Genomic DNA, 25,222 nt, shown 5'->3' with positions numbered 1-25,222 from the left:
ATCACATGATACTATATTAAAGTAAATTGTGGCTTCTGTCTGATAGGAAACCGCAACGATTTACAGAGCATTGAAGCCTGTTTGAAATACAGAAAGCCTTTTTCAAACACGTTCTAGCGACAGGCTTTAAGAGAGAGGAAAGAGCCGTGAAAAAAATAGAGATTCTTGTTGTAGAGGATGAACCGAAATTAGCACAGACGATTTCTGACTTTCTGAGGATTCAGAACTATGAAGTAGAGACAGCACTGACCGGGAACAAAGCCCTGGAATATTTTTGCCAGAATAAGCAGAAGGTGGATCTGATCCTTCTGGATCTTATGCTGCCGGATATTTCCGGATATACCGTATTGAAAGAGATCAGGAAAATATCGGAGGTTCCGGTTATTATTTTGTCTGCAAGGTCGGCAGTGGCAGACCAGATGAGCGGATTTGAGAAAGGTGCGGATGATTATATCACCAAGCCCTTTACTCTGGCACTTGTGAAAATGCACATTGAGGCGGTGCTGAAGCGTGCCGGGAAGCTGCGGACTATGGTGGAATACAACGATCTGCAGGCAGATGTAAATGCACAGCTTTTATTTTACAAAGAGCAGCATATCCCCACCACCAGGAAGGAATTTGATCTGATGGTTTACTTCATGGAGCATCCGGGAATTGTTCTGCCAAGAGATACCATACTGAATGCGGTGTGGGAATACGATTATACAGGTGATGTGCGGACCATTGATACTCTGGTGAAGCAGCTGCGGAAAAAAATGGGAGAAGGCTGCAATTATATCCGGACTGTTTACGGCGTGGGCTACATCTTCGGGGAGGACATTCATGAAAATTAAAAAAAATTTCTGGAGAGCTGGGAAAGCTCTGTGGATTCAGATTATTGCCTTTGCGGTGGCAGTCATGCTGTATAGCGTGTGCTGTTATCCCATATATACTTCATCAAAGGCCAGAATCATGCGTCAGCTGTATGAAGATATCCATGACATGGATCTTGAGGAGCTTAGCGAGGACGACGAAGAAACACTTGGTGATTATCAGAAAGAAAAATTTGAGACTATAATTGCGAATGAAAATTATGAGCAGATTTATACGTCCAGATCATCTCTGAAAACTATGCAGTCCCGTAAGTACATAGAAAACAAAATTGCCCAGTACACAGAAGAAGGAACCCTGGAACAGCGTCGCATGGAATCCCGGCATATTCTGATGTTTCGTGGGAAGATTATACAGGATGGACATACATTCTATGTTTACCTGCGGAAAGATGTTCAGTCAGTTCTGGAAGTGATTGAGGGAACCAGATTATATCTGGCGGTTGTTTTGCTTCTGATGGTGGGATTAAGCTATTTCCTGGAAAAAATGAGTAAAGCAAGTACCGAGAAAAAAGCAAAGCAGTCTGACTATCAGCTTCTGGAAAGCCAGAGAGAATTTGTGGCGAATATTTCCCATGAATTAAAAACACCTCTTGCAGTAGTGTCCAGCCAGGTGGAAATGCTGGAAATCGCAGGAGATAAGATTGATCGTTCCTACTATTATTCTTCCATTCACGAGGAGCTGGACAAAATGTCCAGAATGGTAGGAGAACTCCTTGATTTTTCCATGTTGGACAATCAGATGAGTTCTATGGAAATGAGCCGTGTAAATGTATCAGAAATGATAGAATATCTGCTTCTTCGATATGATGCTATGTTCCGCAAAAACGAGATCAAAGTGGAACAGGAAATCGAAAAGAACTGTTTCGCATACGGAAACCGCATGTATCTGGAAAGAGCAGTAAACAATTATCTGATGAATGCGTTTCAGCACACAGAGCAGGGAAAGCGGATCCGGATTACTCTGAAGAAAGAGAAAAAGCAGATACGTATGGAAGTCTACAACGATGGAGAGCAGATTAAAGAAGAGCAGATGGAGCATATCTGGGACAGCTTTTACACAACTTCCCAGAAGAAGAAACCAGTCACATCTGAGAATGAAGTACGTAACATTGGTCTTGGACTTTTTGTGGTCCGAAAGATCGTGGATAAACATAAAGGAAGCTGCGGAGCTAAAAATATGGAGAACGGAGTGCTGTTCTGGCTTCAGCTTCCGGAAATCAGGGATTTGGGAAAATGAGAAAGTGGAATAAAAAAACAAAAATTGCAGTATTTATTATATTTTTAATTTTAGCTGTGCTGTTTGCCGCTCTATGCTGGAAAAAGCGCCGTGGAATCTATAATACATATATGAAGCTTACTGGTCAGGAGATTCCTTATTCTGTCCAGGAAAAAAGAAGGAAAAAATATGGATATTATGACCAGGAATTGAATGCTTCCATGAATCTGGAAAATCCGGTTTACATAACTGAGAATGACGGTTCTGCAAATGAGATCGAAACAGATATTCCAAAAGAAGCCACACGTATAGCATCCTCTTATGAAATCGATCAGCAGCTGCAGACAGAGCTGGAGAATGGATACAGCTGGGAGGAGCCTATGGTGATCCAGAATCCTTATCAGGTTTCTCCATTGACAGCGGTGATTATTTTCGACACAAAAGAAGAGTGTGCGGTACGTTTTACGGTCAAGGGAAAAACGGAAGCCGCAGATATCAGCGGAGAAGTGGAATCTGCTGTTTCACACAGAATACCGGTGATCGGTCTTTACCCGGCAATGGAAAATACAGTTGTTCTGGAGCTTCTGGATAAATCAGGCAAGGTTACAGATTCCCAGGAAATCACTATTACAACGGATGAACTTCCGGATAAACTGGATGATGCTGTGAAACCGGTGAAAACAAGCGGTGAATCTGCATTTGAACTGACTATGGTATATGGACAGCGGACAACCTTCCCATTTGCTTATGACTGTATGGGAGATATCCGTTGGTACATGAGCGGAGAATTTACTTCTGGAATTTATATGCTGTCAAATAGCAGGATGATAGTTGCCTCCAATGAAGCTTTTATGCCATCCCAGGCCAAACCGCAGACAACCAATCTCTATGAGATGGATTATCTGGGACGCGCCTACACCATGTACTATGTGGCGGGTGGAAATCACCATGAAGTAATCGAAAAAGAGCCGGATGGAAATCTTCTGGTCCTGACCAGTTCCCTGGAAGGACACATTGAGGACAAAATCCAGGAAATTGACAGACAGACCGGTGAAGTTGTAAATGAATTGATAATGGAAGACATTTTTGGAGGGAAATATGAGGACCGGGTTGACTGGACTCATTTAAACACCGTGTCTTATCAGCCGGAGACAGATACCATTGTGATCAGTCCGCGAAATCTGGAATCTGTGGTCAAATTGAACTGGACGACAAAGGAAATCCAGTGGATTCTCTGCGATCCGAAATTCTGGGAGGGTACAGAATATGAGAAATATGTGCTTCAGCCGGAAGGGGATTTTGTTTATCAGTTCCAGCAGCATACTGCCTACCAGCTGGAAACAGATCTGGATGGAGATGACCAGACAATAGAAGTCAGTATGTTTGATAATCATTATGTAAAAGTACGAAAGTCCGATGTATTGCAATACTTTGATGGTGAAAAAGAATCTTATCTGTTGGTTTATGCTGTAAATGAAGCAGAAAAGACAGTAAAGCAGATTAAAAAGATTCCTACTGTATGGTCTACCATTACTTCTTCTGCTATTTATGATGCTGACAGTAATCATATTTTCGGCATGTGCGGTCATGTGAAGGATTCTGAAGATAAACGAAGAGGAATGAACTATGAGTTTGACTATGATACAGAAGAGCTGATCAATCAGTTCAGCATCAAAAGCTATTATTATCGCGCATCAGAGATGAAAATTGACTGGAATGATCTGGCAGCAGTCATGGAAATAAAAGACAACTATATTATGGGAGAATTATATCAGCCTGTAAAAGCGACCTGGTTCTTCTGGCAGAAGAAGCCGGAACAGGTACTGGATGACGGCGAGATTACATTGCATCTTACCGGACAGGTGCTTTATGCAGGCGCTTATGATCACCAGATTTCCCAGATTATTTTTCATGGAAAGAAAAATACTTATGTGTATGACACTACAGACATCCGTCTTCATACGAAATCTTACCTGAAGTTCTATGAGAACATTCCGGTACCGCTGCAGGGAATGGAAGCGGATGATTATGAGATTTATGTTGTATATCAGAACGAATTTTATGATTTGGAACAAAATATAAAAATTAAGTGATTTAATGCTGCTGTTCACTGGTAACATTCTGCGAAGCGTGTTGCTGTGAATGGTGGAAATAGTAAAACTTTAAATTTTTACAGGCAATATTAAGAAAGTGTTTCTGCTTTATTGCGGAACTATGTTATAATAGTTGATAACACGACCAGAGCGTGTTTGAAAAATGATTCCGGCACATTCGGCAGAATATTTATTTCAAACATGCTCCAGGTAAATGAAGTTATACCAGAAAAATAAAGGGAGTAAAAAAAATGAAGAAAAAAGTTTTATTACAGGTAATGGGAGCCGTTCTGGTGGCTGGTTTAATGGCTGGTTGTGGTGGCACAAATGATACAAAGACGGAAGAGAATACCAAGACAGAAGCTGCCGCAGACAATGCTGATGCCAAGGAAGAGACTGACAGCACGGAAGCAGAAGATACAAGTGAAGATTCTGCAAGTACTGATTCCGCTGAAGAAGACAGTGCAGAGGCAGATGACACAGCTGCAGAAGCAGAGAGTACAGGTGAGGATTCGGCAAGTAGTGATTCAACAGAAGCAGACAGTGCAGAGGTGGCCGACAGCAAGGAGACAGAAGCAGCAGGAAGTTCTGCTGGTACAGCAGCCCAGACTGCAAACAGTGATTCATACGGCGAGGTTGTTTCTGCAGCAGGATGGAATATTACAGTAGAAGATGTGGAGATCAATTCCTCTCTTGAGAATGTAAGCGTAGAACTTGGCTATACAGGTGTGGAGACAAGCGACTACAAGAAAGAGGCTGACGCAGGCAAGACTTTCTGTATGATTAAGCTGAAGATCGAGAAAGACGGCAGCAAGGAGACTTTGGACTGGGCGAATCTGAAGCTGACTGACAGTGAAGGAAATGAATACAGCAGAATGGATGATGAATTCATTTCAGAGCTTGGTATGACACGTATGGCAGGAACCACTTTGAATTTCGGTTCCAACGAGGGCTGGATCGCATTTGAGATTGACGAGAATGCAGAAGGTCTGGAGCTTAGCTATCCATTTGAGGCAGAGGAATATCACTGCGCATTATAAGGATGATAAAAAATGCAGACAATCCGTCTGCTGCCATGACGGTGGTATGAAAATGCGGATTTTGTATTAGATCGTGTTTGAGAAATCATAAAATTGCACAGGAGGCTGGCATGAAGAATAAAAGATATCGGGAACTGGCTGCAATACTTGTAATGATGACAATGACAGCGGGTTCTATTACTACAGTTGCAGCAGAAACAGAAACTACAGCAGAGACAGAAACAGATGAGCCGGAAACAGAAACTGCCGAGGATGCAGAGAATGCAGATTCCGAGGCAGCAGAAACAGCAGATACCCAGTCCCAGGCGACAGCCTTGGAAGTAACTGACCGGTTTGCACAGCAGACTGCTGTTGATGAAGCACTTCTTCAGGAGGCATCAAACGGCTACAGTCTTGATGAGGCTCTGATTGTAGTCAATCCATATGGAATGTCCCCTTTAAGTGCAGTTGCCGTTTTTTCCACAGAGGAAGCCTGCGGCGGAACTGTTACTGTGAAAGGGAAATCCGCAGAGAACGATGTGACGGGAACTTTTGAGGAGGCAACGGAGCATATCGTCCCGATTTATGGTCTTTACAACAATGATACCACAGAGGTTGTAATCACTCTGGATGATGGAACTTCTGCTACCTTTGAAGTAACAACTGAAGATATAGGTGTTGATTACGGTACAATCCAGACAGAGATGAAAAGTGAGGCAAGTTACGATTATTCGAACCTGACTTTTGTCTGCTCCACTATGGGAACCCTGTATGGAGTAGATGCGGCCGGAGATATCAGATTCTTTACCAATATTGGCGGAACTCTCGGAGTTCACCAGCTGGAGAACGGGCATCTTCTCATGCCTGCATCCTATGTGCTGAAGAGCAGCTACTATAAAGAAGGAATGATCGAAGTCGACCTTCTGGGAAAAATTTACCGCGAATACATGATTCCTGGTGGCCAGCATCACGATTTCGTGGAGCTTCCGGATGGCAATCTCCTGGTGGCTTCTGACAGCCCGGACTTAAGCACAGTTGAGGACTACGTGGTAGAAATTGACCGCGAGACCGGTGATGTTGTATGGGAGCTTGACATGAAAGATCTCATCAGCCAGGAAGATGGACAGTCTGCTTCTATGGATTCAGACGGAAGTGAAGAAGCTGACTGGTTCCATAATAATGGTCTTGCCTATGATGTAGAGAATGATCTGGTTCTTCTTTCTGCAAGACACAAAGATGCCATTGTAGCAGTAAATAAAGAGGACAAATCCCTGGCATGGATCCTTGGAGATCCTACAGGCTGGGATGGTGTGGATCCGTCTTACTTCTTTACTCCGGAAGGAGAAGATTTCGAATGGTTCTATGCACAGCATAATGTTTCCATTCTGGATAATGGAGATATTGCTCTTTTTGACAATGGTACTGCCAAGGTAAAACGTGTGGATGGCGATAACCGTGTAAGTGGTGATAACGTATATTCCCGTGCGGTTGTTTATCAGATTGATACAGAGAACATGACCGTTTTCCAGGTAACTGAGTATGGTAAAGAGCGAGGCGCCGACTGGTATTCGGACTGGATTTCCGGTGTGGTTTCCCTGGATGGAACACAGGATCATCTGTGGATCACAGCTGGCTCCCACCTGCATAGCGATGAAGAAAACCGCAGTGATTATTACCCGAAAGATATGTTTGTACAGGGACTGACCAAGACCACACATATCGATCAGGTAGATAATGGAGAGCTGAGCTTTGAACTGACGATCTCCGGTGACACTTATAATGCGCTGACCTATCGTTCTTTCCGCATGCCCCTTTATACAGAAGGAAAATATGATCCATCCGCAGTTCCGGAGGTGCTTGGTTCTCTTGGAGAGACAAGTTATGAGGAAAGCAGTATTGATGTGAGCACCGCAGAGGCTTTGCCAGATGGCTGGAATTTCCTGCTGGATGGAAGCAAGATCAGTGTGAACGGAAGCTTCCAGACCCAGACCGCAGCAGCAGATCTGCAGGCTGGAAAGATGATCCTGATAAGCGGTGAGTCCCAGAGAGCTTATCAGCTGACACAGACTCCTTCTGAAGGAGATGACGGAACAAATGTTACAGTTAAGGGCTGGACGGCAGTTGACGGGCTGGAAGGTCAGAAATGGGATATTTACCTGGAACTGGACGGTGTTCTTTATAATACGGGATATATGTACAGTCAGGCATAAGTATATAATTTGTCAAAATGGGTTCAAGAGCCTTGAACCCATTTTGACGTTACAGGCTTTGCAGCCTGTACGGACATAACGACAAAAATTTGAGGAGCTTACAGTATGAAAAAATGGAGCAAAAAGAAAAAAATCACCATTCTGCTTCTGTTTCTGGTGCTGCTTGCATTGTTTGCAGGCCTTTGCTGGAAAAAGCGGCGGGGAATTTATAATACTTACATGAAACTTACCAATCAGGAAATTCCCTATTCTGTAAAAGAAAAACGGAAGAAAAAATATGGCTATTACGGTCAGAAGCTGAATGTTACCATGGATGTGGATGACACGATTTCCATTCAGGAAAACGATGATTCCGCGAATGATATCCAGACAGAAATCCCTCAGACGAAAACATTGGTGGCAACCTCCTATGAGATTGACCAACAGCTGCAGGCAGAGCAGGAAAATGGATATACATGGGATGATCCCATGGTTATTCTCAACCCATATCAGATTTCCCCATTAACTGCAGTAGTACTTTTTGACACAGAAGAAGAGTATGGAGTGCGCTTTACTGTGAAAGGAAAAACTGCAGCAGCAGACATCAGCGGAGAGATAGATGCGGCCAGTTCACACAGAGTGCCCATTATTGGTCTTTATCCGGGAGAGGATAATACAGTAGTACTGGAACTTCTGGATGATTCTGGCAGAGTGAAGGATTCCCAGGAGATCACCATTATAACAGAAGCTTTGCCGGAATCTCTTACGGATGTGATCGAACCTGTGGAGACCAGTGGGGAATCTGCATATGATCTGACCATGGTTTACGGACAGAGCACTCATCTTCCTTTTGCATATGACTGCATGGGAGATATTCGTTGGTATATGAACAAAGAGACCGGAAACTATGGCCTTTATATGCTTTCCAACTGCAGAATGATCTGGCAGGATACTGCCGGATATGTTCCGAACCTGGAGAAGCCCCAGTCTACCAATCTTTATGAGCTGGATTATCTGGGAAGAGCTTACAACATGTATTATCTTTCCGGGGGCAGTCATCATGAGGTAATTGAGAAGGAGCCAGGCGGAAATCTTCTGGTGCTTACAAGCTCCATGCAGAGCCACTGTGAAGATAAAGTTGAGGAAATCGACCGGCAGACAGGTGCGGTGGTAAATGAACTGAAACTTCAGGATATTATTAAATGTAAATACGAGAATCTGGTTGACTGGGCTCATATTAATACGGTTTCCTATCAGCCGGAGACAGATACCGTTCTGCTCAGTGTCCGCAATCTGGAATCTGTGATCAAAGTAAACTGGACAACCAAGGAAATCCAGTGGATTCTTTGCGATCCAAGATTCTGGGAAGGCACAGACTATGAAAAATATGTGCTGAAAGCAGATGGCGATTTCATTTATCAGTTCCAGCAGCATACAGCATATCAGATTGATACAGATCTGGATGGCGATAACCAGACTATAGAAATCACCATGTTTGATAACCATTTCCTGTGGAGAAGGAAGAAAGACATCGACTATTATGACAAGACAGAGGAATCCTACCTGCTGGTATATTCTGTAAATGAGGCAGAAGGTACTGTGAAGCAGATTAAGAAGATTCCTACGGTATGGTCCAAGATTACATCCGCAGCGATTTATGAGGCTGACAGCAATCATTTCTTCGGAATGTGCGGTCATGTGGCAAATGCAGAAAACGGCTGGAAGGGAATGACCTACGAGTTTGACTACGATACAGAGAAGGTCCTGAATCAGTATTGTCTTAAGAAAACCTTTTACCGTGCAGAGGAAATGCGGATTGATTACAACGATCTTGCAAGTCCTATGGAGCTGGATGAGAATTATATCAAAGGAGAATTGTGGCAGCCGGTGAAGACCTGGAAATGGCTGTGGAACAAGAAACCGGATCAGGTGCTTCCGGCAGATACCCTGACATATAACATCACTGGAAAAGTGCTCTATATAGGGACCTATGATCATCAGATTTCCCAGATCATTTTTAAAGGGGCGAAGAATACCTATGTTTATGATACAACAGAGGTTCGTCTGCATATGGAAACATTTCTGGATTTCTATGAAAATATCCCGGTGCCTCTTCAGGGAATGAATGCAGATAATTATGAAATCTACGTCATGTATCAGGACGGATTTTATGATACACAGCAGACCTTTGCAATCAATTAAACAGGTGATATTGCAAAGCCAGAATAGTAAGGGTATTGAGCCCGGATTCAGCTGCTGCAGCTGAATCCGGGAAAAATATACAGCAAAGCAGGGCGCGCAGATTGTGGGAATGATTTTCAAACACGCTCTGGACGCGGAATAAAAAAATGCTGCAAAATCATTTTTGCAATGATTTTGCAGCATTTTCTATGACTGGGAAAAACTTTTGCGGTATGCCGCCGGGCTGTAGCTCAGGGTTTTTTTGAAAACAGAGCAGAAGTAATTGCTGGAAGAAAAGCCCAGCTGGTAAGCAATATCTGTAATGGAATCATTTGTAGTCTTCAGAAGCATCTGTGCCCGATCCATTTTCTGGAGGGTAATGTATTCAGCAGGAGTAATTCCCAGTTCTTCTTTAAATTTGGCTTTAAAACGGGATAGAGAATAGTTGGATGCCTGGGCAAGCTCCTGAAGTGTAATGGGGTTTTCAATATTCTGTTCAATGTATTTCAGCGCATGTCCGATGTCACTGTTCAGCTGTTCATTGATCTCTTCCTGGGCTGGAACTGCAGTCAGGTAGTTCAGACTGGCAAGTACACAGGTCAGATACTGGACACCGGCAATGGAGTCGCCTTCTGTTCCGTAAGAAATCAGGTTAAAAGCAGTGCGCAGCATGGAAATCTGGGAACTGCCTACATGGTACAGGTGCTGATCCATATTCAGAAGCCGATGGCACAAAATATTGCTGTAATGCTGGTTCAGACCAAGGAAATTATCGTGCTCCTTCAGATCCAGCTGCATTGCAAAAAATTCGCAGCGGTTCTGGGCAATATGTCCTGTAGTATGAAGCTCATAAGGTCTGGTGATAAAAAGGTTATTTCCGGTAGCACAGTAGCTGGTGCGAACGCCGCCTTTCATAACGTAAGTCTTGCGCTGGCCTTTCACCATGAAATGAAGCTCGATGATATCAGAGTGATAATGCAGAGGAACCGGAACGCCAGGTGCCATAGGTGTAAAATGAGAAAGATTTCTAAGCCCCGGGATCTTATGTTTATCTGCTGTTAATATTTTTTTATGTTCGTTCCATATGTAATCGTCAAATATTTCCTGTTCCATTCAAGTCGCCTCTTCTTATGTCCGTGAATTATTGTGTTGCAGTCTGTTTTACTACTGTTCACTGGTAACGTTCCGCGAAGTGTGTTACTGTGAACGAAGTGAACCGTAACTCTGTTTTGTTTACCGCACTATGCTGTGCTGCTTTGTATTCTTTTTCGTACAAAGTTATAAAATAGTACTAAATATTTTGCTGAAAGCAATTTTAAATTATTTATATTATACTATAGTCACAGTTGAAAAGCAATTGCGCGGTTGCAGTGGATAGTAAATGTTGTTGTTCATTCCGTTCATAAAAACACATCGCGGAACGTTACCGGTGAACAGCAACAAGTAAACATCAAGAGGGAGAAGAGCATGAAAAAAACAATTGCAGGCGGCGTATGGCCGGTTATGATCACACCTTTTACAGAGGACAACAGGATCGACTATGATGCAGTCCTTCGAATCATTGAGTGGTATGACAAGAACGGTGTTGACGGAATCTTCGCAGTATGCCAGTCCAGTGAAATGTTTGAGCTGAGCCCACAGGAGAGAGTGGAGCTTGCAAAATTTATTATCAATAATACACCAAAGCACATGGGAGTAATTGCTTCCGGACATTGCGCTGAGAAGGTAGAGGATCAGATCCGCGAAGCTCAGACTGTAATCGATGCCGGTGTAGATGCATATGTTTTCATTTCCAATCAGTTTGCAAAAGAGAACGAGAGCGAAGATGTAGCTAAGAAAAATATTGAATATCTTCTGGATCACATTGATGGAGATATGTTCGGTGTTTATGAGTGCCCGGCACCATACAAGAGACTTCTTTCACCAGAGCTTCTCAAATGGTGTGCAGAGACTGAGAAATTTGCATTCCTGAAAGACACCTGCTGTGATCTTGATCAGCTGGAAGCAAAATGCAAAGCAGTTGAGGGCACCGGATTAAAGATCTTCAATGCAAATGCAGCAACACTTCTTCGCAGCATGGAAATGGGATGTGCAGGATACTCAGGAGTTATGGCAAACTTCCATCCGGATCTTTATGTATGGCTTTGCAAGAACTATAAAGAGCAGCCGGAGAAAGCACAGGAGCTTATGAACTTCCTTGGCGCTGCTTCCATGGTTGAGTGCCAGGTATATCCGGTAAACAGCAAATACCATATGAATCTGGTAGGTGTGCCGATGACACTTCAGTCAAGAAGACAGGATTATAAGCTTCTTACAGGAAGCAAGAAATTAGAGATCGAAGAGTTCTGTGCGATCACAGAGACCTTCCGCAAGAGCTTTTTTGGAAAGTAATCAGAGATAACTGCCGGAACGGTGGGGACCGTGAGGCCGGCTGAAAGGTATTTCTTAAGATTTGTAATTGGGGTTACAAATATACGTGAAAAAAAGGAAACAAAAACACATAGTGTGTAAAAATCAGGAGGATGAGAGAATGAAAAAAAGATTAATGGCAGCAGTATTATCAACAGCTATGGCAGCAACAATGCTGTTAACAGGAAGCATCAGTGTACAGGCAGCAGATGCTGCAGCAGCAAATGACCCGGCAGTAGAGCTGATCTTTACATCAGTATCTGTAAGCGGTGACTCCCATACAGAGGCTATGTATGAGTTTGCAGATAAAGTAGAGGAATTATCCGGTGGTTCCGTAACATGTAAATGCTACGACAACGGTTCTCTGTTCTCTTCCGAGAACGAGTTCGATGCTCTTCTTAACGGAGATGCAGATCTGGCATATATTTCCTTCCCGACAATTGCAACACAGATTCCGTCCTACAGCATGTTTGCTTCCGGATATCTGTTCAGCTCCTATGAGCATATGACAAGCGTTCTCAACGGTGACATCGGACTTAACAAGATCCGTCCACAGATTGAAGAGACACTGAACATCAAACCTCTTTCCAGCTTCTATCTTGGAAGCCGTGTAATCAACACAAGAGAGAAAGAAATCAACTGCTACGATGACATGAACGGATTACTTCTCCGTATGCCGAACTCCGAAGCATGGCTGTTCCTTGGTGAGGCACTTGGTGCAAACCCGACACCACTTTCCTTCAGTGAGCTGTATACTGCACTTCAGACTGGCGCTGTAGATGCACAGGATAACCCGCTTCCAAGTATCGAGAGTGCAAAATTCTATGAAGTAACAAAATACATCGCAATCACAAACCACGTTGTTGACTCCATCATGCCATGTATCAACGGTGACACATGGAACAGCATGACAGAGGCTCAGCAGGAAGCTGTTACTGAGGCTATGGAATATGCAAGAGATGTAAACGATACAGCAAGACTTGACAGAGAAGCTGAGCTGATCAAATTCTTTGAGGAGCAGGGACTTACTGTTACATATCCTGACATCAACGAGTTTAAAGAAAAAGTTCAGGCTAAGTACATGGAAAACGAAGATATGATCAAAGACTGGGATATGGATCTTTACAACGAAATCCAGGCTATGGCTGATACAACAACCGCAGAAGAGTAAACTGAATTGTCGTGACAACAGGCAAGACATAGTGATCAGCTATGAATTGACAGCAAAACTTGAGACATCTGTCTGACTTATAGCAAAGAAAAGTCCCAGGCTGTGTGTACGGCCTGGGCTTTTTAACAAAGAACAGATTTTTTGCCTGTCTGCACAGGTGAAACCTTTTGCAGTAGTGTCTGCAAAAGGGAACAAACCGATGGCAGAAAAGTGAATCTGAGAGGAGAGGAAACTGTGGATAATTTCAAAAAGATCGGGAAAAAGATCGTCGATTTCCTTGGCGTTTTTATCCCAAACATTACGTTTTTGGTAATTTTCCTTACCTTTATGGTAACGATTGTATCCAGATATTTTTTCAAAACCCCTGTAACATGGAGTTATGAGGTATCTGTTCTGGGTTACATGTGGACCATGTTCTTCGGCGTTGGTAAGGCAATGGAAGCTGATGAACACGTAGTATTTGGTCTGGTTTACGATGCTGTAAAACCTCGTACCCAGTTTATTTTTAAAGTAGTTTACAATACATTTCTTTTAATCCTGCTGGTAACCTGTTTTGTACCGTGTTTCCAGTCCTTGGTTGGAAAGAAAATGGTAACAGGAGTTCTGAAGCTTCCATATACAGTTGTTTTTGCACCATTTATGTATATGCTGGCTGAGATCATCGTCAGAACCTGTATCAATATCAGAAATGCATTTAAAGAATACAAGGAAGGAGGAAAAGAATCATGAGTATGCCGATTATTATGCTGTTTGTGGTTATGGCGATCTGCTTCATAATCCGTATGCCTGTTTCTTTTTCCATGCTTGCAGCTTCTATTACATATTTTCTGCTTGCAGCTCCGGACAAACTGGGCCAGGTATTTACCGTTATCACTGGTAACATGTTTGCAAACTATACCATGCTTGCAGCGCCGCTGTTTATTTTCATGGCAAATGTGCTGAATGAAGGTGAGGTAACAGACAAGCTGTTCTCTTTCTGTAATGGTCTTCTTGGAAGATTAAAAGGTGGTACAGCACAGGTTAACGTATTTATTTCCCTTATTTTCTCAGGTATGACCGGTTCTGCTATCGCAGATGCTTCCGGTATTGGTCTGATGGAGATCGACCAGATGAAAAAAGAGGGCTACGACGCAGAGTTTAGCTGTGCCATCACAGCCGCTTCTGCAACGGTAGGACCAATTTTCCCGCCAAGTATTCCGATGGTTATTTACGCTATGTTATCCGGTGCTTCCATTGGTAAGCTGTTTATGGGAGGTATGGTTCCTGGCGTTTTACTTGCCATTCTTCTTATGATCTATGTTGCGTTTATTTCTCATAAGAGAAATTATCCGGCAGGTGTGGTTATGAGCAAGAGAGAGTTCCTGAAAGCTACATTGCAGGCTCTTCCGGCACTGTTTACAGTTGTTATTCTTCTTGGTGGAATTTATTCCGGTATCTGTACTCCTACAGAGGCTGGTGCTGTTGCTTCTGCATACGCACTGATCATTTCTGCACTGATTTACAAAACACTGGGATGGAAAAAGCTTTGGGGTATCATCAAGAAATCCGCTGCCAACACAGCTACACTGGCTCTTCTTTGCGGAACTTCCATGCTGTTCTCTTACATCATCTCTCTGGAGCAGGTTCCGAGAGTTGTTGCAAGCCTGGTTATGGGAATCACAGATAACAAGTACATTTTCCTGTTTATCGTAAACATCGTATTCCTGCTTCTTGGCTGTGTACTTGATGTAAGTACGATCCAGCTGGTATTTGTACCAATGGTTCTTCCACTGGTACAGGCTATGGGCATTGACCTTGTTCATTTCGGCGTTGTGATCTGCCTGAACATGATGATCGGTCTTTCCACACCGCCATTTGGTATGCTGTTGTTTATTGTTTCGGGACTTGGAAAAACGAAGATCAAGGGTGTCATACGGGAGATTTTGCCGATGGTGCTTATTATGATCGGGCTGTTGTTCCTGGTTACTTATGTACCGGATATTATTATGTTTATACCTAACAACTTCATGTAAAATATGAACTTGGGTAGTATGAAAGGGACTGTTTTGCAGTCCCTTTTGTTGTATCATTGGCTGCACGGACGCATTTTCGCAGCTGATATTCCACGCGGGGCGGTGCAACACTGCGGCGAGCTAACTGCTAACTACGACTAAATCGTTCAGGGGAGCCTTCACGATTAAGTCTTCGTAAGCAGTGGATCTCGCCTCCGTTAAGGGCGCACCTGGAAATGCCCCGCTTAGGAATATCAGTTGCGAAAACGCTGTGTATTGGTAACGAATGGATACAATAAAAGCGACGGTGCTGGTGATGATGGAATAGGGAATTTAGAACAATAATGTAATGTGGGACTATAAGAGGAGGACATAAGGATGGGCACATTGGATAAGGTAAAGGGATTGGTTGAGAATCCGCCGAAGGAGTATAGGAGTGCTCCTTTCTGGGGGTGGAATGACAGGCTTCAGAAGGAGAATCTGGGAGAGCAGATAGAGGGATTTAAGAAGGCGGGGATGGGGGGATTTTTTATTCATTCCCGTGAAGGGCTGGAGACGGAGTATCTTTCCACAGAGTGGATGGAGGATGTGAAGTTCTGTGTGGATAAAGCCCAAGAAAATGATCTGGAGCTGTGGATATATGATGAGGATAAATGGCCGTCGGGGGCTGCGGGAGGTATGGTCAGCAAGGTAAATCCAGCGGAGTTTACGGCCAGGGCGCTGACGATGGAGTGCGGGAAAGCCGGGGAGCTGGCGGTACCGGCGAAGCTAAGTACCGAGGAAGAAAGGATAGTTACCGGGGACTCGGATTCGTTAATGTGCGGCGGGAATCGAAGCGTGGACGAAAATTTCATGTCTGGCAGGAACGGCGGTGAAGATTTAGCAGTGGAAGAAACTATGGAGACAGAGTTTCTTCAGGGTGTTTATGTGATTCAGACGGCGGCGGACGGCAGATTTATTAAGAGGATGAAAGAATATCTGACTTATGAGGAAGCTGCTGGAGCTTGCGGTGTTGATGAAGAGATTCTGCTTCTGCGCCAGGAGATTTCTGGTAAGAGTGAGTGGTACAACGGCTTGATGCCGCCAGATAATCTGAATCCGGAGAGCGTGAAGACATTTTTGAAGTTGACCCATGAGCATTATGAGGAAGTGTTTGGCGGAAGTTTTCCAAAAGAGGTGAAAGGATTTTTCACAGATGAACCAAACTGCTGTGATTTCTTCAGCGTTTTCCATGAAGGCAGACCGTGGATTCCGTGGAGTATTGGATTTACAGAGTATTTTATTGAAAAGAGAGGATATGATCCGCAGGAGAAGCTGCCTTACCTGTTTTTCGATGGGGAAGGGGCGGAGAAGATTCGTCATGATTATTGGAAGACAGTGGCGCAGCGTTTCGAAGAAAGTTATATGAAACAGGTTTATGAGTGGTGTGATAAACGGGGACTTCGTACTACGGGACATATTTTATATGAGAACGACCTGGGTTATCAGACTCGTGTGTGCGGTGCGGCGATGCCTCAGCTTCGTTATCTGCATAATCCTGGAATTGATCTTCTTGGCGCACAGACGGATGAGTATCTGACTGTGAAACAGTGTGCAAGCGTGGCACATCAGTATGAACGTTCCATGACCATCAGTGAGGCTTACGGCTGCACTGGCTGGGAGCTGGATTTTTCTACTCAGAAATGGCTGGGAGACTGGCAGTTCGCGCTTGGAATTACGAGACGTTGTCAGCATCTTGCCCTGTATTCCATTACTGGCTGCAGGAAGAGGGACTATCCGCCGGTTTTCAACTATCAGAATACCTGGTGGGATGACAATGATAAGATGGAGAATTATTTTGGTCGTCTGGCGTTGTGTCTTTCTCAGGGTGAGCCGGTGCGGAAGGTACTGATGATCCATCCGATTTCCAGCATCTGGACCGAGTGCCGCAGTGACCGAGCGGAGGATTTCAATCATCTGGAAATGAATATGGGATGGCTGGATGAGCATATTACTTCTTTAAATCGAAAAGGTGAGTATTATAACCGGATCGCAAAAGCGCTGACTGCAGGGCATGTGGATTTTGATTTTGGAGATGAGATCCTGTTGGAGCAGGACGGCAAGGTTGAGGATGGAATGTTTGTGGCAGGAAAGTGCAGCTATCAGGTGGTTGTGGTTCCGGGAGTGAGCAATCTGTTTGCAAACACGGTGAAGCTGTTGAAGGAATTTCTTGCAGCTGGTGGAATGGTGATCTGGCTGAAGCCGTATCCGGTGATGATTGAAGGAGAACGGATTGGTAGTAAGCAGATCTGCGTTGCTAAGAGATGGGATAAAAAAATAGATAGTGAAGATGTAAATGAAGAGAAATCTGACAGCAGGAAAGTGTGTGGAAAATATGGTGATATCCGGGATGTTTTAGATGAGGAAGCATTTGTTCATACGGTTGAGCATGAATGGGAGCTGACGGAAGCTGTGGCGAAATGCACCGGAAAAGATTTTACTGTGCGAAATGCCAGCGGCGCAGAGGATGGTGAGATTCTTTCCATGCTGAGAAAGACAGAAGATGGACATATTCTTTTCCTGACAAATCACGATCGGAACAATGCACATCAGGTTTATATAAAACTTGACTGCGGGAACGCTGTGGAAGAGCTTGACCCGCTGACCGGAGAAGTTTGTGAGGTGGAAACTGTTGCGGATGGAGAGGGCGTTTGCTTTACCAGGACATTCGAGACGGGGATGAGCCGAATTTATTTTGTGAAGAAAATAATAGGGGCTGGACAGATTATTAAAGAGATAAATAGTGTTGAAGACAAATGTGGAATTGAGGAAGATACTACCGTTGTGGACTTGGCGGCTGTTTCTGATGGCGTAAATGCGGTGCATGAAATGACAGTGAGCAAAGCTGCCACATTCCCATACAGACATCCGCATTACACAGATCCCGTATTAGCTACATTCGGTCCGGACGCGAAATTAAGAAGAACTATGGAGAATGTGCTGACGATAGATAAATGTACTTATGAGCTGGGGGTTGCTTCAGCAAATAAAATTTGTGACGGAAATGCTATGGTGGAAGATAAAGATCTTGACGCAATTGTAGAGCAGGTATCAGAATTCAGACATGGCAGCGAACTGTCAGAAGCAGGAAGCGTCTGTGAGTCCGCAGAGATGGAAATCTGGCAGGCGCAGAAGGAAATTCGTGAGAAATTGCGCATGCAGCAGGTTTACTATAACGGTGCACCTCAGCGATATACCTGGGTGGATCAGCCACATCCGGCAGATGGAACACCATTTACCATGCATTTCCGGTTTAATGTTGCAGAAGACATTTCCAGTGAATGCAGTTTTGTAATTGAGAAGCCTTATGGTCTGGAAGTTTACTTCGATGGCGTGAAATGTGCGCAGACCGGCAAATGGTTTATTGACAAAGACATGCGTTGCTTCGGACTTCCTGCTTTGAGTAAGGGGGTGCATCGGATTACCATAAAAGGCAGTTACGACCAAAAGCGGGAACTGGAAGATGTATTCGTAATTGGAAATTTCGCCGTAGATATGTCTGGCAATATTTCCAGGGAAAAAGAAATTCTGCATACTGGTGATTGGAGCATGCAAGGTTATGTAAACTATCCTGGCGGTATGATTTACCAGTACAAGGTGCCACAGTTGATTTCCGATAAGCAGGTTCTTCTTCATTTGGGTGAGTGGAGAGGTACCCTTCTGAAAGTCAGAGTAAATGGTAAGGAAGCTGGTTTTCATTTCGAAAAGAAGAACTGTGTCACAGATGTAACTGGTCTTTTCGAAAAAGAAGAGAATACTCTGGAAATTGAAGTTTCAGGAAGTCCAAGAAACATGTTCGGCCCATTCCACCAGTCCTACACCGGCTGCAGCCGAATCAGCTGGGCTGATTTCCGCACCGAGGGAATGTTCCATACGGATGGGAAGGTGCTGAAGCCTTATGGTATGATGGGGCAGAGTTATATTTGTGAGTATGAAGAGCAGTAAAAAATAACAGGAGGATTTATCATGATTGCAGATTACGCAGACAAACTGAATACATATGAGGAATTTAAAGATTACGCTGACATGGTTCAGCAGTTTATCAAAAAACAGAAAGAGGAGAACCTTCCAGAAGGCAGATACGACCTAAAAAACGGCATTTTTGCCTTGGTTCAGAAATATACCACGAAGTTCCTGGATGGTGCACAGATGGAATCCCATAAGAAATACTGCGACCTTCAGTACATTGTAGAAGGCACTGAGAAAATTTACTGGGCATCTCTTCGCAAGCTTACCGTAGAGGATGACCGCACCCCGGAAGCTGACATTATTTTCTATAAAAGTGGTCCGGAGCAGGGATACACTCTTCTGGAGGCTGGCATGTTTGGTTTCTACGCTCCTGAAGACGGTCATATGCCCTGCATCGCCGTAACAGAAGCCCAGCCCGCAACGAAAATTGTGTTTAAGATTCCGGTGAAAGGCTGAAATACTGTGGATTCAGATTGACAAGCTCTTAATAAAGCGTATACTATAGCGTGTTAGAGCCTGCTTGAAAAAACATTCCCGCAAATTGTGACGCACATCTTGCAGAAAGCCTTTATCAAACACGCTCTAGTAAGACACATAGTAGGAGGAAAGAGCTATGAAAAACAACAATAATATCAAAACCGTAGTTGCCATCGGTATCGGTGCAGCACTGTTCTTTGTGCTGGGACGCTTTGTGGCGATCCCTAGTCCGGTTCCGAACACAAACATCAGTCTTCAGTACGCAGTACTTGGACTTCTTGCAGCAATGTATGGCCCGGTTGCAGGCGGACTCATTGGTTTCATCGGACATACACTGATCGACCTGTCCTGGGGTGGAAGCCCATGGTGGAGCTGGGTTATCACATCTGCATTTGTAGGTGTTGTGATCGGTCTGTTCGCCAAGAAGCTTCAGGTTCAGGAAGGCGATTTCGGAAAAAGCAAAGTTGCCGTTTTCACAGTTGCAAACGTGATCGCACATGTTGTAGGATGGGTAGTTGTTGCACCTGTACTTGACATTGTAATCTATGCTGAACCGGCAAACAAAGTATTTGCACAGGGTGCATTCGCCGCTGTTTCAAACACCATCACAGGTGTTGTAGTCGGCGGTCTTCTGATCCTGGCTTATACAAAAACAATTGCAAAGAAAGGCTCCCTGGATCAGGAATAAGTTGAAAGGGAAATTTGTAAAAGACCTTGCTATGGGGAAACTTGTGGCAGGGTCTTTTTTGATGCATAATTTTATTGGATCCAAAAAGTAAATTTCGCAAGATTTATGCAAAATAAGATAAACTTTGGTAAGAAATTTTATTGTGGATTTAAGAAATTCGTGTTATCCTTTTGAGATGGTGTAAGGTGTACACTTATAGAGATGCAAATTGTTAAGTGGTTCTGAAGCAGTCACATTGTTTTCAAATTGACGATGGATTTGCTTCAGGATATTTGATTTTGAGGTATTATATGACTGAGAAAAAATCTCCTATAATTTCTTTTAAGAATTTTTCTTTCCAGTACCGGGCACAGAAAAAGCCTACGCTGAAGGAAATTAATCTGGATATTTATCCTGGCGAGCGGGTGTTGATCGCAGGTCCTTCCGGCTGTGGAAAAAGTACTCTGGCAGGCTGTATCAATGGCCTGAATCCTTTTTCCAATCCAGGAGAATGCAGTGGGGAACTTATTGTGGATGGTGTGGATGCGCCGAAGAGCAGCATTTTCCAGCTCTCTGCACATGTAGGCACAGTGCTGCAGGATCCAGATGGCCAGTTTATCGGGCTGACGGTAGGTGAAGATATTGCCTTTGCATTGGAGAACAGCTGCATGCCGCAGGATGAAATGCATGAGATCACCCGTCACGCGGCAGAGCTGGTCGGAATTCAGGATCATCTGGATTACGCGCCCCACGAGCTTTCCGGGGGACAGAAGCAGCGCGTCAGCCTGGCGGGCGTAATGGTGGATCAGGTGAAAATTTTGTTGTTCGACGAGCCATTGGCCAATCTGGATCCGGCTACCGGCAAGCAGACTATTGAGCTGATCGACGAGATTCAGGAAAAAACAGATACTACGGTGGTGATCATTGAACACCGTCTGGAGGATGTCTTGTGGCGAGATGTGGATCGTATTGTTCTTATGGGCGATGGAAAAATTCTGGCAGATCTTCACCCGGACGAGCTTTTGTCTACCAGACTTCTGGAAGAAAATGGAATCCGGGAGCCCCTTTATCTTACTGCGCTGCGTTATGCAGGCGTGGAACTGGTTCCGGCGAAGAAACCGGCACATGTTGATTCTGTTGTGATAAATGAGGCAGACCGGAAGAAAATGACAGACTGGTTCTGGTCTCGTCCGGCAGCAGAGGCTGAGAAGGAACATGAGCCGCTGCTTGAAGTAAGAAATCTTACCTTTGGTTATGAGAGAGGCAGGCAGACTTTACGTGATGTTTCTCTCACAATCCACAAGGGTGAAATGGTCAGCATTGTGGGGAAAAACGGTGCCGGAAAATCTACTTTTTCCAAACTGGTCTGCGGCTTTGAAATACCGGATCAGGGTGAAATCCTTTTCCAGGGAAGGGATCTTCTGCAGGAAAATATCCGCCACAGAGCCAAACATATTGGTTATGTGATGCAGAATCCAAACCAGATGATTTCCAAGACTATGATTTTCGATGAGGTGGCACTTGGCCTTCGTAATATGGGAAAAAGCGAGGAAGAGATCCGGGAAAAAGTGGAGGAAACTTTGACGGTCTGTGGACTTTTCCCATTTCGGAACTGGCCGGTTTCAGCGCTTAGCTTCGGGCAGAAGAAGCGTGTGACCATTGCCAGTGTACTGGTGCAGGATCCGGAACTGATCATTCTGGATGAGCCGACTGCGGGACAGGATTTTCACCATTATACAGAGATCATGGAATTTCTTCGGGGACTGAATGAAAAAGGAGTAACGGTTGTGATGATCACCCATGATATGCATCTGATGCTGGAGTATACGCCGCGGGCGCTGGTCTTTGCTGACGGTAGGCTGATCGCGGACAGAAGCGCGGCAGCAGTTCTTTGTGATCCACAGCTGATCCGTCAGGCGGCACTGAAGGAGACCAGTCTTTTTACCCTGGCGAACCAGCTGGGAATCAGTCCGGCTGAAGAGTTTGTGCAGCGTTTTATTGAGGAGGACAGGGAGGTGCGAAGCCATGGCCGCTAAGACAGTGTTGAATTATCTGCCAAGGGAAAGTGTGATACACAAGCTGACAGGTACCACCAAACTGGCGTTTTTCCTGCTTTTTACTTTTGCAAGTATGATCACTTATAATACGTGGGTACTGCTTGGGCTGTTTGCGGTGAGCCTGGCGGCGTTTAAGCTGAGTAAGATTAAGTTCCGCGAAGTGCGGTTTATGATGATTTTTATGCTGGTATTTCTGGTGTTGAATAATTTGTTTATTTTTCTGTTTGACCCAAATCAGGGAACCACATTGTACGGAACCAGACATGTGCTTTGCCACCTGTTCTGGCGGTATGATCTGACCGCAGAGCAGCTGTTTTATATGGTGAATATTTCTCTGAAATATTTTGTTGCGCTGCCGGTTGCAATCTTGTTTATTTCTGCAACGAACCCAAGTGAGTTTGCCGCCAGCCTGAACAGTATTGGAATTTCCTACAAAGTGGGTTATTCTGTGGCGATTGCGCTTCGTTATATTCCTGATATTCAGCGTGACTATCACAGCATCAGCCAGGCCCAGCAGGCAAGGGGCGTAGAGCTTGGAAAAAACGAGCACTTTTTTGCCCGGCTGAAGAATTCGGTGAATATTCTTCTGCCGCTGATCCTGACCAGCCTGAATCGGATTGATACCATTTCCAATGCCATGGAGCTGCGTGGATTTGGGAAGGATAAGAAGAGAACATGGTATATGAAGAGACCTTTTGAGAAAAGGGACTTCGTGGCAATTGGAGTTGGGGTGGTACTGCTGGTAGTCAGCATGACGGTGACGATACGGTGGGGGAGATTTTATAATCCGTTTGTGTGAGGGAATTGAATAATATGAAAGATATGAGATGGCTGTGCGAGGGGGCTCGCATGGCTATTTCTTTTAAAGTAAATTAAGGAGTGTACATATTATATTTGGTTATTTGTGGGGGGAGACAGATATAAAAAGAAGCATGGCTGTCAAGAAGGAGATTGGATGCAATCTTTAAACGCACTATTAGTAAAACATTGGAAAAGGCATTCTATGGTCAATCATATGAAGTGAAAATTTTATGGTCCCTTCTTGTATTCTGAATTTGTGCGTGTTACTATGAACTTGTAGATATTTTTTGATCTGTGAAGCGTTTCCTGCGTAAGGAGGAAAAATGAGCAGAAAGCCACAGAACAAAAGAAAAAGAGACACTGCTTACCATCCGGAGCTGCATACAAGAGATGTGAACAGCCGTGAGATTTTCAAAAACGATACACTTGCCAGCCAGTTTTTGAGAAATTATACGAATATTCCATTGTTTGCGAATGTTCAGCCTGAAGATATCAAGGATGTATCCAGCAAATCAACTCTATTTACAGCAATGCGCCGGAAGCGATAAAAGAAATTTATAAGAATATTTTATGGACTTTACTAATAAAGATGAATGTGCCCGTGGACGAGGCAAGAGAGATGATGGGCGAGATTGGAGGTCGTGGAATGGGTTATCTGTTTGAAAAAAGAGCAAATGTAACCGAAAACTAAATTTAAGTAAGGGAAACAAATCACGATGAAAGGTATTAATACGTAAAATGTTATAAACTTAAGTGAAATTTATAAAAACAAACCTCCGGTTCTCAGGGACACTCTGAGAGCCGGAGATTTTATCTTCAATTTACAAAGGAGAAAACCATCATGAATTTATCCAATATTTTCGAATCCACCGATTTCGTCCACGCCAGTGGCACGAAGGAGGAACTGCAGGTTGCTGAATTTCTGAAAGCGCAGTGCGAGGCGCTGGGAGTGCCAGCGAGGCTGGAGGCTTTTCGGGTTGCTATGGGAGAGATTGAATCTGCGCATTTGTTTGCAGATGGGAAGGAAATCACCTGTAAGGCGTTTAACTGCTGTGGCAGCGGCAGCGTAGAGGGAGAGCTTTATTATATGCCGGGAACGGATCCTGTTTCCATAGCAGGTGCAAAAGATAAAATTGTACTGATGGACACTCAGGGAGTTGGATTTTTTGTTTACCAGGATCTGATAAAAGCAGGAGCAAAGGGAATTATTTTCCAGTACGGAAATATGTATTATCCAAATACAGATATTGACCAGCGCGATCTGCGCGAAGCCGTTGTAGGGGAAGAACGGAAAGTTCTTTGCGCCATGATCCATTCCAGCCAGGCAGTAGAACTGGTGAAAAATAAGGTGAAGAACATTCGTCTGGAGGTTTCCCAGAAAGAGTACGACGGAGAGTCCCACAATGTAATTGCAGAGCTTCCTGGCAGACGGGACGAGTTTATTGTGCTTAGTGCCCATTACGATTCCACTTCTTTATCCCACGGCGCTTATGACAACATGAGTGGCTGCGCAGGTTTGCTTGGAATTATGGAACAGCTGAAGGGAAAAGAACTGAACTATAGTCTTCGTTTCGTATTCTGCGGAAGTGAGGAGAGAGGGCTTCTGGGCTCTAAAGCATATGTGAAGGAGCATAAAGAGGAACTGGACAAAATAGTGCTGAACATTAATCTGGATATGATTGGAACTTATATGGGTAAATTTATCTCCTGTGTTTCCGCAGAGGACAAGCTGGCACATTATATATCTTATATGGCAGCAGAAATCGGTTTTCCAATTGAGGCAAAGACCGGAGTGTATTCCAGTGATTCTACACCTTTTGCAGACAGCGGAATTCCAGCACTCTCTTTTGCCAGAATTGCCAGCTCCAATGTGGCACCAATTCATTGCCGCTATGATGTGAAGGAGGTTATGTCCATGGAGCAGCTACAGGGGGATATTGATTTTCTGGTGAAGTTTACAGAACGTTTTGCAAATGCAGCAGTGTGTCCGGTTGCAAGGGAGATTCCGGAGAAAATCAAGAAAGAACTGGATGAGTATCTTGCAAGAAAAAGAAAAGAGCAGTAGGGGAGG

20 protein-coding genes are annotated in these 25,222 nt (G+C 44.2%); 19 read left to right on the top strand and 1 reads right to left on the bottom strand.

Annotation, left to right across the window (positions count from 1 at the left end; genetic code table 11):
* Window positions 1–146 precede the first annotated feature (146 nt).
* The 7 genes from PGQ38_RS07430 (at window position 147) to PGQ38_RS20520 (ending at window position 9,733) form a co-directional block, all read left to right on the top strand.
* Window positions 147–833 (top strand): response regulator transcription factor, encoded by a 687-nt coding sequence (locus tag PGQ38_RS07430; protein WP_148461343.1) that lies wholly within the window; start codon window positions 147–149, stop codon window positions 831–833.
* Window positions 823–2,109, top strand: a complete 1,287-nt coding sequence (locus PGQ38_RS07425) for a sensor histidine kinase (RefSeq protein ID WP_270412899.1) — start codon at window positions 823–825, stop codon at window positions 2,107–2,109. Before PGQ38_RS07430 ends, PGQ38_RS07425 begins: the two co-directional genes overlap by 11 nt.
* Window positions 2,106–4,181, top strand: coding sequence for an aryl-sulfate sulfotransferase (locus tag PGQ38_RS07420; protein WP_270431144.1), 2,076 nt, complete (start codon window positions 2,106–2,108; stop codon window positions 4,179–4,181). Before PGQ38_RS07425 ends, PGQ38_RS07420 begins: the two co-directional genes overlap by 4 nt.
* A 251-nt stretch (window positions 4,182–4,432) precedes the next feature.
* On the top strand, window positions 4,433–5,221 hold the full coding sequence (locus tag PGQ38_RS07415) for a DUF4352 domain-containing protein (RefSeq protein ID WP_204454136.1): 789 nt from the start codon (window positions 4,433–4,435) through the stop codon (window positions 5,219–5,221).
* 110 nt (window positions 5,222–5,331) lie between these two features.
* Window positions 5,332–7,410 carry an aryl-sulfate sulfotransferase gene (locus PGQ38_RS07410; RefSeq protein ID WP_270412904.1) on the top strand — a complete coding sequence of 693 codons (2,079 nt, stop codon included), beginning with the start codon at window positions 5,332–5,334 and terminating at the stop codon, window positions 7,408–7,410.
* Between the two features lie 105 nt (window positions 7,411–7,515).
* On the top strand, window positions 7,516–9,591 hold the full coding sequence (locus tag PGQ38_RS07405) for an aryl-sulfate sulfotransferase (RefSeq protein ID WP_270412906.1): 2,076 nt from the start codon (window positions 7,516–7,518) through the stop codon (window positions 9,589–9,591).
* Window positions 9,592–9,655: 64 nt separating this feature from the next.
* The gene (locus tag PGQ38_RS20520) at window positions 9,656–9,733 is read left to right on the top strand and encodes a DUF6783 domain-containing protein (protein ID WP_416386664.1); all 78 of its coding nucleotides are present in this window, start codon (window positions 9,656–9,658) and stop codon (window positions 9,731–9,733) included.
* Between the two features lie 44 nt (window positions 9,734–9,777).
* On the opposite strand, the gene PGQ38_RS07400 is transcribed toward PGQ38_RS20520, so the two are convergent.
* Entirely contained in the window at window positions 9,778–10,683 is a 906-nt protein-coding gene (locus tag PGQ38_RS07400; RefSeq protein WP_270412908.1) for an AraC family transcriptional regulator, read from the bottom strand.
* A gap of 354 nt (window positions 10,684–11,037) precedes the next feature.
* Between PGQ38_RS07400 and PGQ38_RS07395 the strand changes: the two genes are divergently transcribed.
* The 12 genes from PGQ38_RS07395 (at window position 11,038) to PGQ38_RS07345 (ending at window position 25,216) form a co-directional block, all read left to right on the top strand.
* Window positions 11,038–11,961 carry a dihydrodipicolinate synthase family protein gene (locus PGQ38_RS07395; protein WP_118577896.1) on the top strand — a complete coding sequence of 308 codons (924 nt, stop codon included), beginning with the start codon at window positions 11,038–11,040 and terminating at the stop codon, window positions 11,959–11,961.
* A gap of 139 nt (window positions 11,962–12,100) precedes the next feature.
* On the top strand, window positions 12,101–13,150 hold the full coding sequence (locus PGQ38_RS07390) for a sialic acid TRAP transporter substrate-binding protein SiaP (protein ID WP_204454140.1): 1,050 nt from the start codon (window positions 12,101–12,103) through the stop codon (window positions 13,148–13,150).
* 234 nt (window positions 13,151–13,384) lie between these two features.
* On the top strand, window positions 13,385–13,879 hold the full coding sequence (locus tag PGQ38_RS07385) for a TRAP transporter small permease (protein WP_204454142.1): 495 nt from the start codon (window positions 13,385–13,387) through the stop codon (window positions 13,877–13,879).
* Window positions 13,876–15,162 carry a TRAP transporter large permease gene (locus tag PGQ38_RS07380; protein ID WP_148461351.1) on the top strand — a complete coding sequence of 429 codons (1,287 nt, stop codon included), beginning with the start codon at window positions 13,876–13,878 and terminating at the stop codon, window positions 15,160–15,162. The genes PGQ38_RS07385 and PGQ38_RS07380 overlap by 4 nt, the downstream gene beginning before the upstream one ends.
* 357 nt (window positions 15,163–15,519) lie before the next feature.
* Entirely contained in the window at window positions 15,520–19,125 is a 3,606-nt protein-coding gene (locus PGQ38_RS07375) for a glycosyl hydrolase (RefSeq protein WP_270431142.1), read from the top strand.
* Window positions 19,126–19,146: 21 nt separating this feature from the next.
* A complete protein-coding gene (locus PGQ38_RS07370; protein ID WP_204454144.1) occupies window positions 19,147–19,605 on the top strand; it encodes a NanQ anomerase/TabA/YiaL family protein in 459 nt (152 codons plus the stop codon).
* 74 nt (window positions 19,606–19,679) lie between these two features.
* Window positions 19,680–19,766 carry a DUF6783 domain-containing protein gene (locus PGQ38_RS20515; protein ID WP_368356822.1) on the top strand — a complete coding sequence of 29 codons (87 nt, stop codon included), beginning with the start codon at window positions 19,680–19,682 and terminating at the stop codon, window positions 19,764–19,766.
* Window positions 19,763–20,314, top strand: coding sequence for an ECF-type riboflavin transporter substrate-binding protein (locus PGQ38_RS07365; protein WP_204454145.1), 552 nt, complete (start codon window positions 19,763–19,765; stop codon window positions 20,312–20,314). Before PGQ38_RS20515 ends, PGQ38_RS07365 begins: the two co-directional genes overlap by 4 nt.
* 290 nt (window positions 20,315–20,604) lie before the next feature.
* Window positions 20,605–22,329 (top strand): ABC transporter ATP-binding protein, encoded by a 1,725-nt coding sequence (locus PGQ38_RS07360; protein WP_204454147.1) that lies wholly within the window; start codon window positions 20,605–20,607, stop codon window positions 22,327–22,329.
* Window positions 22,319–23,149 carry an energy-coupling factor transporter transmembrane component T family protein gene (locus tag PGQ38_RS07355; protein WP_173718008.1) on the top strand — a complete coding sequence of 277 codons (831 nt, stop codon included), beginning with the start codon at window positions 22,319–22,321 and terminating at the stop codon, window positions 23,147–23,149. The genes PGQ38_RS07360 and PGQ38_RS07355 overlap by 11 nt, the downstream gene beginning before the upstream one ends.
* Before the next feature lie 325 nt (window positions 23,150–23,474).
* Window positions 23,475–23,699: a hypothetical protein gene (locus PGQ38_RS07350; protein ID WP_148461356.1), complete on the top strand. Its 225-nt coding sequence runs from the start codon at window positions 23,475–23,477 to the stop codon at window positions 23,697–23,699.
* A 293-nt stretch (window positions 23,700–23,992) separates the two neighbouring features.
* Window positions 23,993–25,216 carry a M28 family metallopeptidase gene (locus tag PGQ38_RS07345; RefSeq protein ID WP_173716770.1) on the top strand — a complete coding sequence of 408 codons (1,224 nt, stop codon included), beginning with the start codon at window positions 23,993–23,995 and terminating at the stop codon, window positions 25,214–25,216.
* Window positions 25,217–25,222 lie beyond the last annotated feature (6 nt).

It is taken from the genome of Blautia faecis (assembly GCF_027662325.1).
In the GTDB taxonomy this organism is placed as follows: domain Bacteria; phylum Bacillota; class Clostridia; order Lachnospirales; family Lachnospiraceae; genus Blautia_A; species Blautia_A faecis.
The sequence above is the reverse complement of the archived record's forward strand: the minus strand, read 5'-3'. Positions and strand labels throughout refer to the sequence as shown.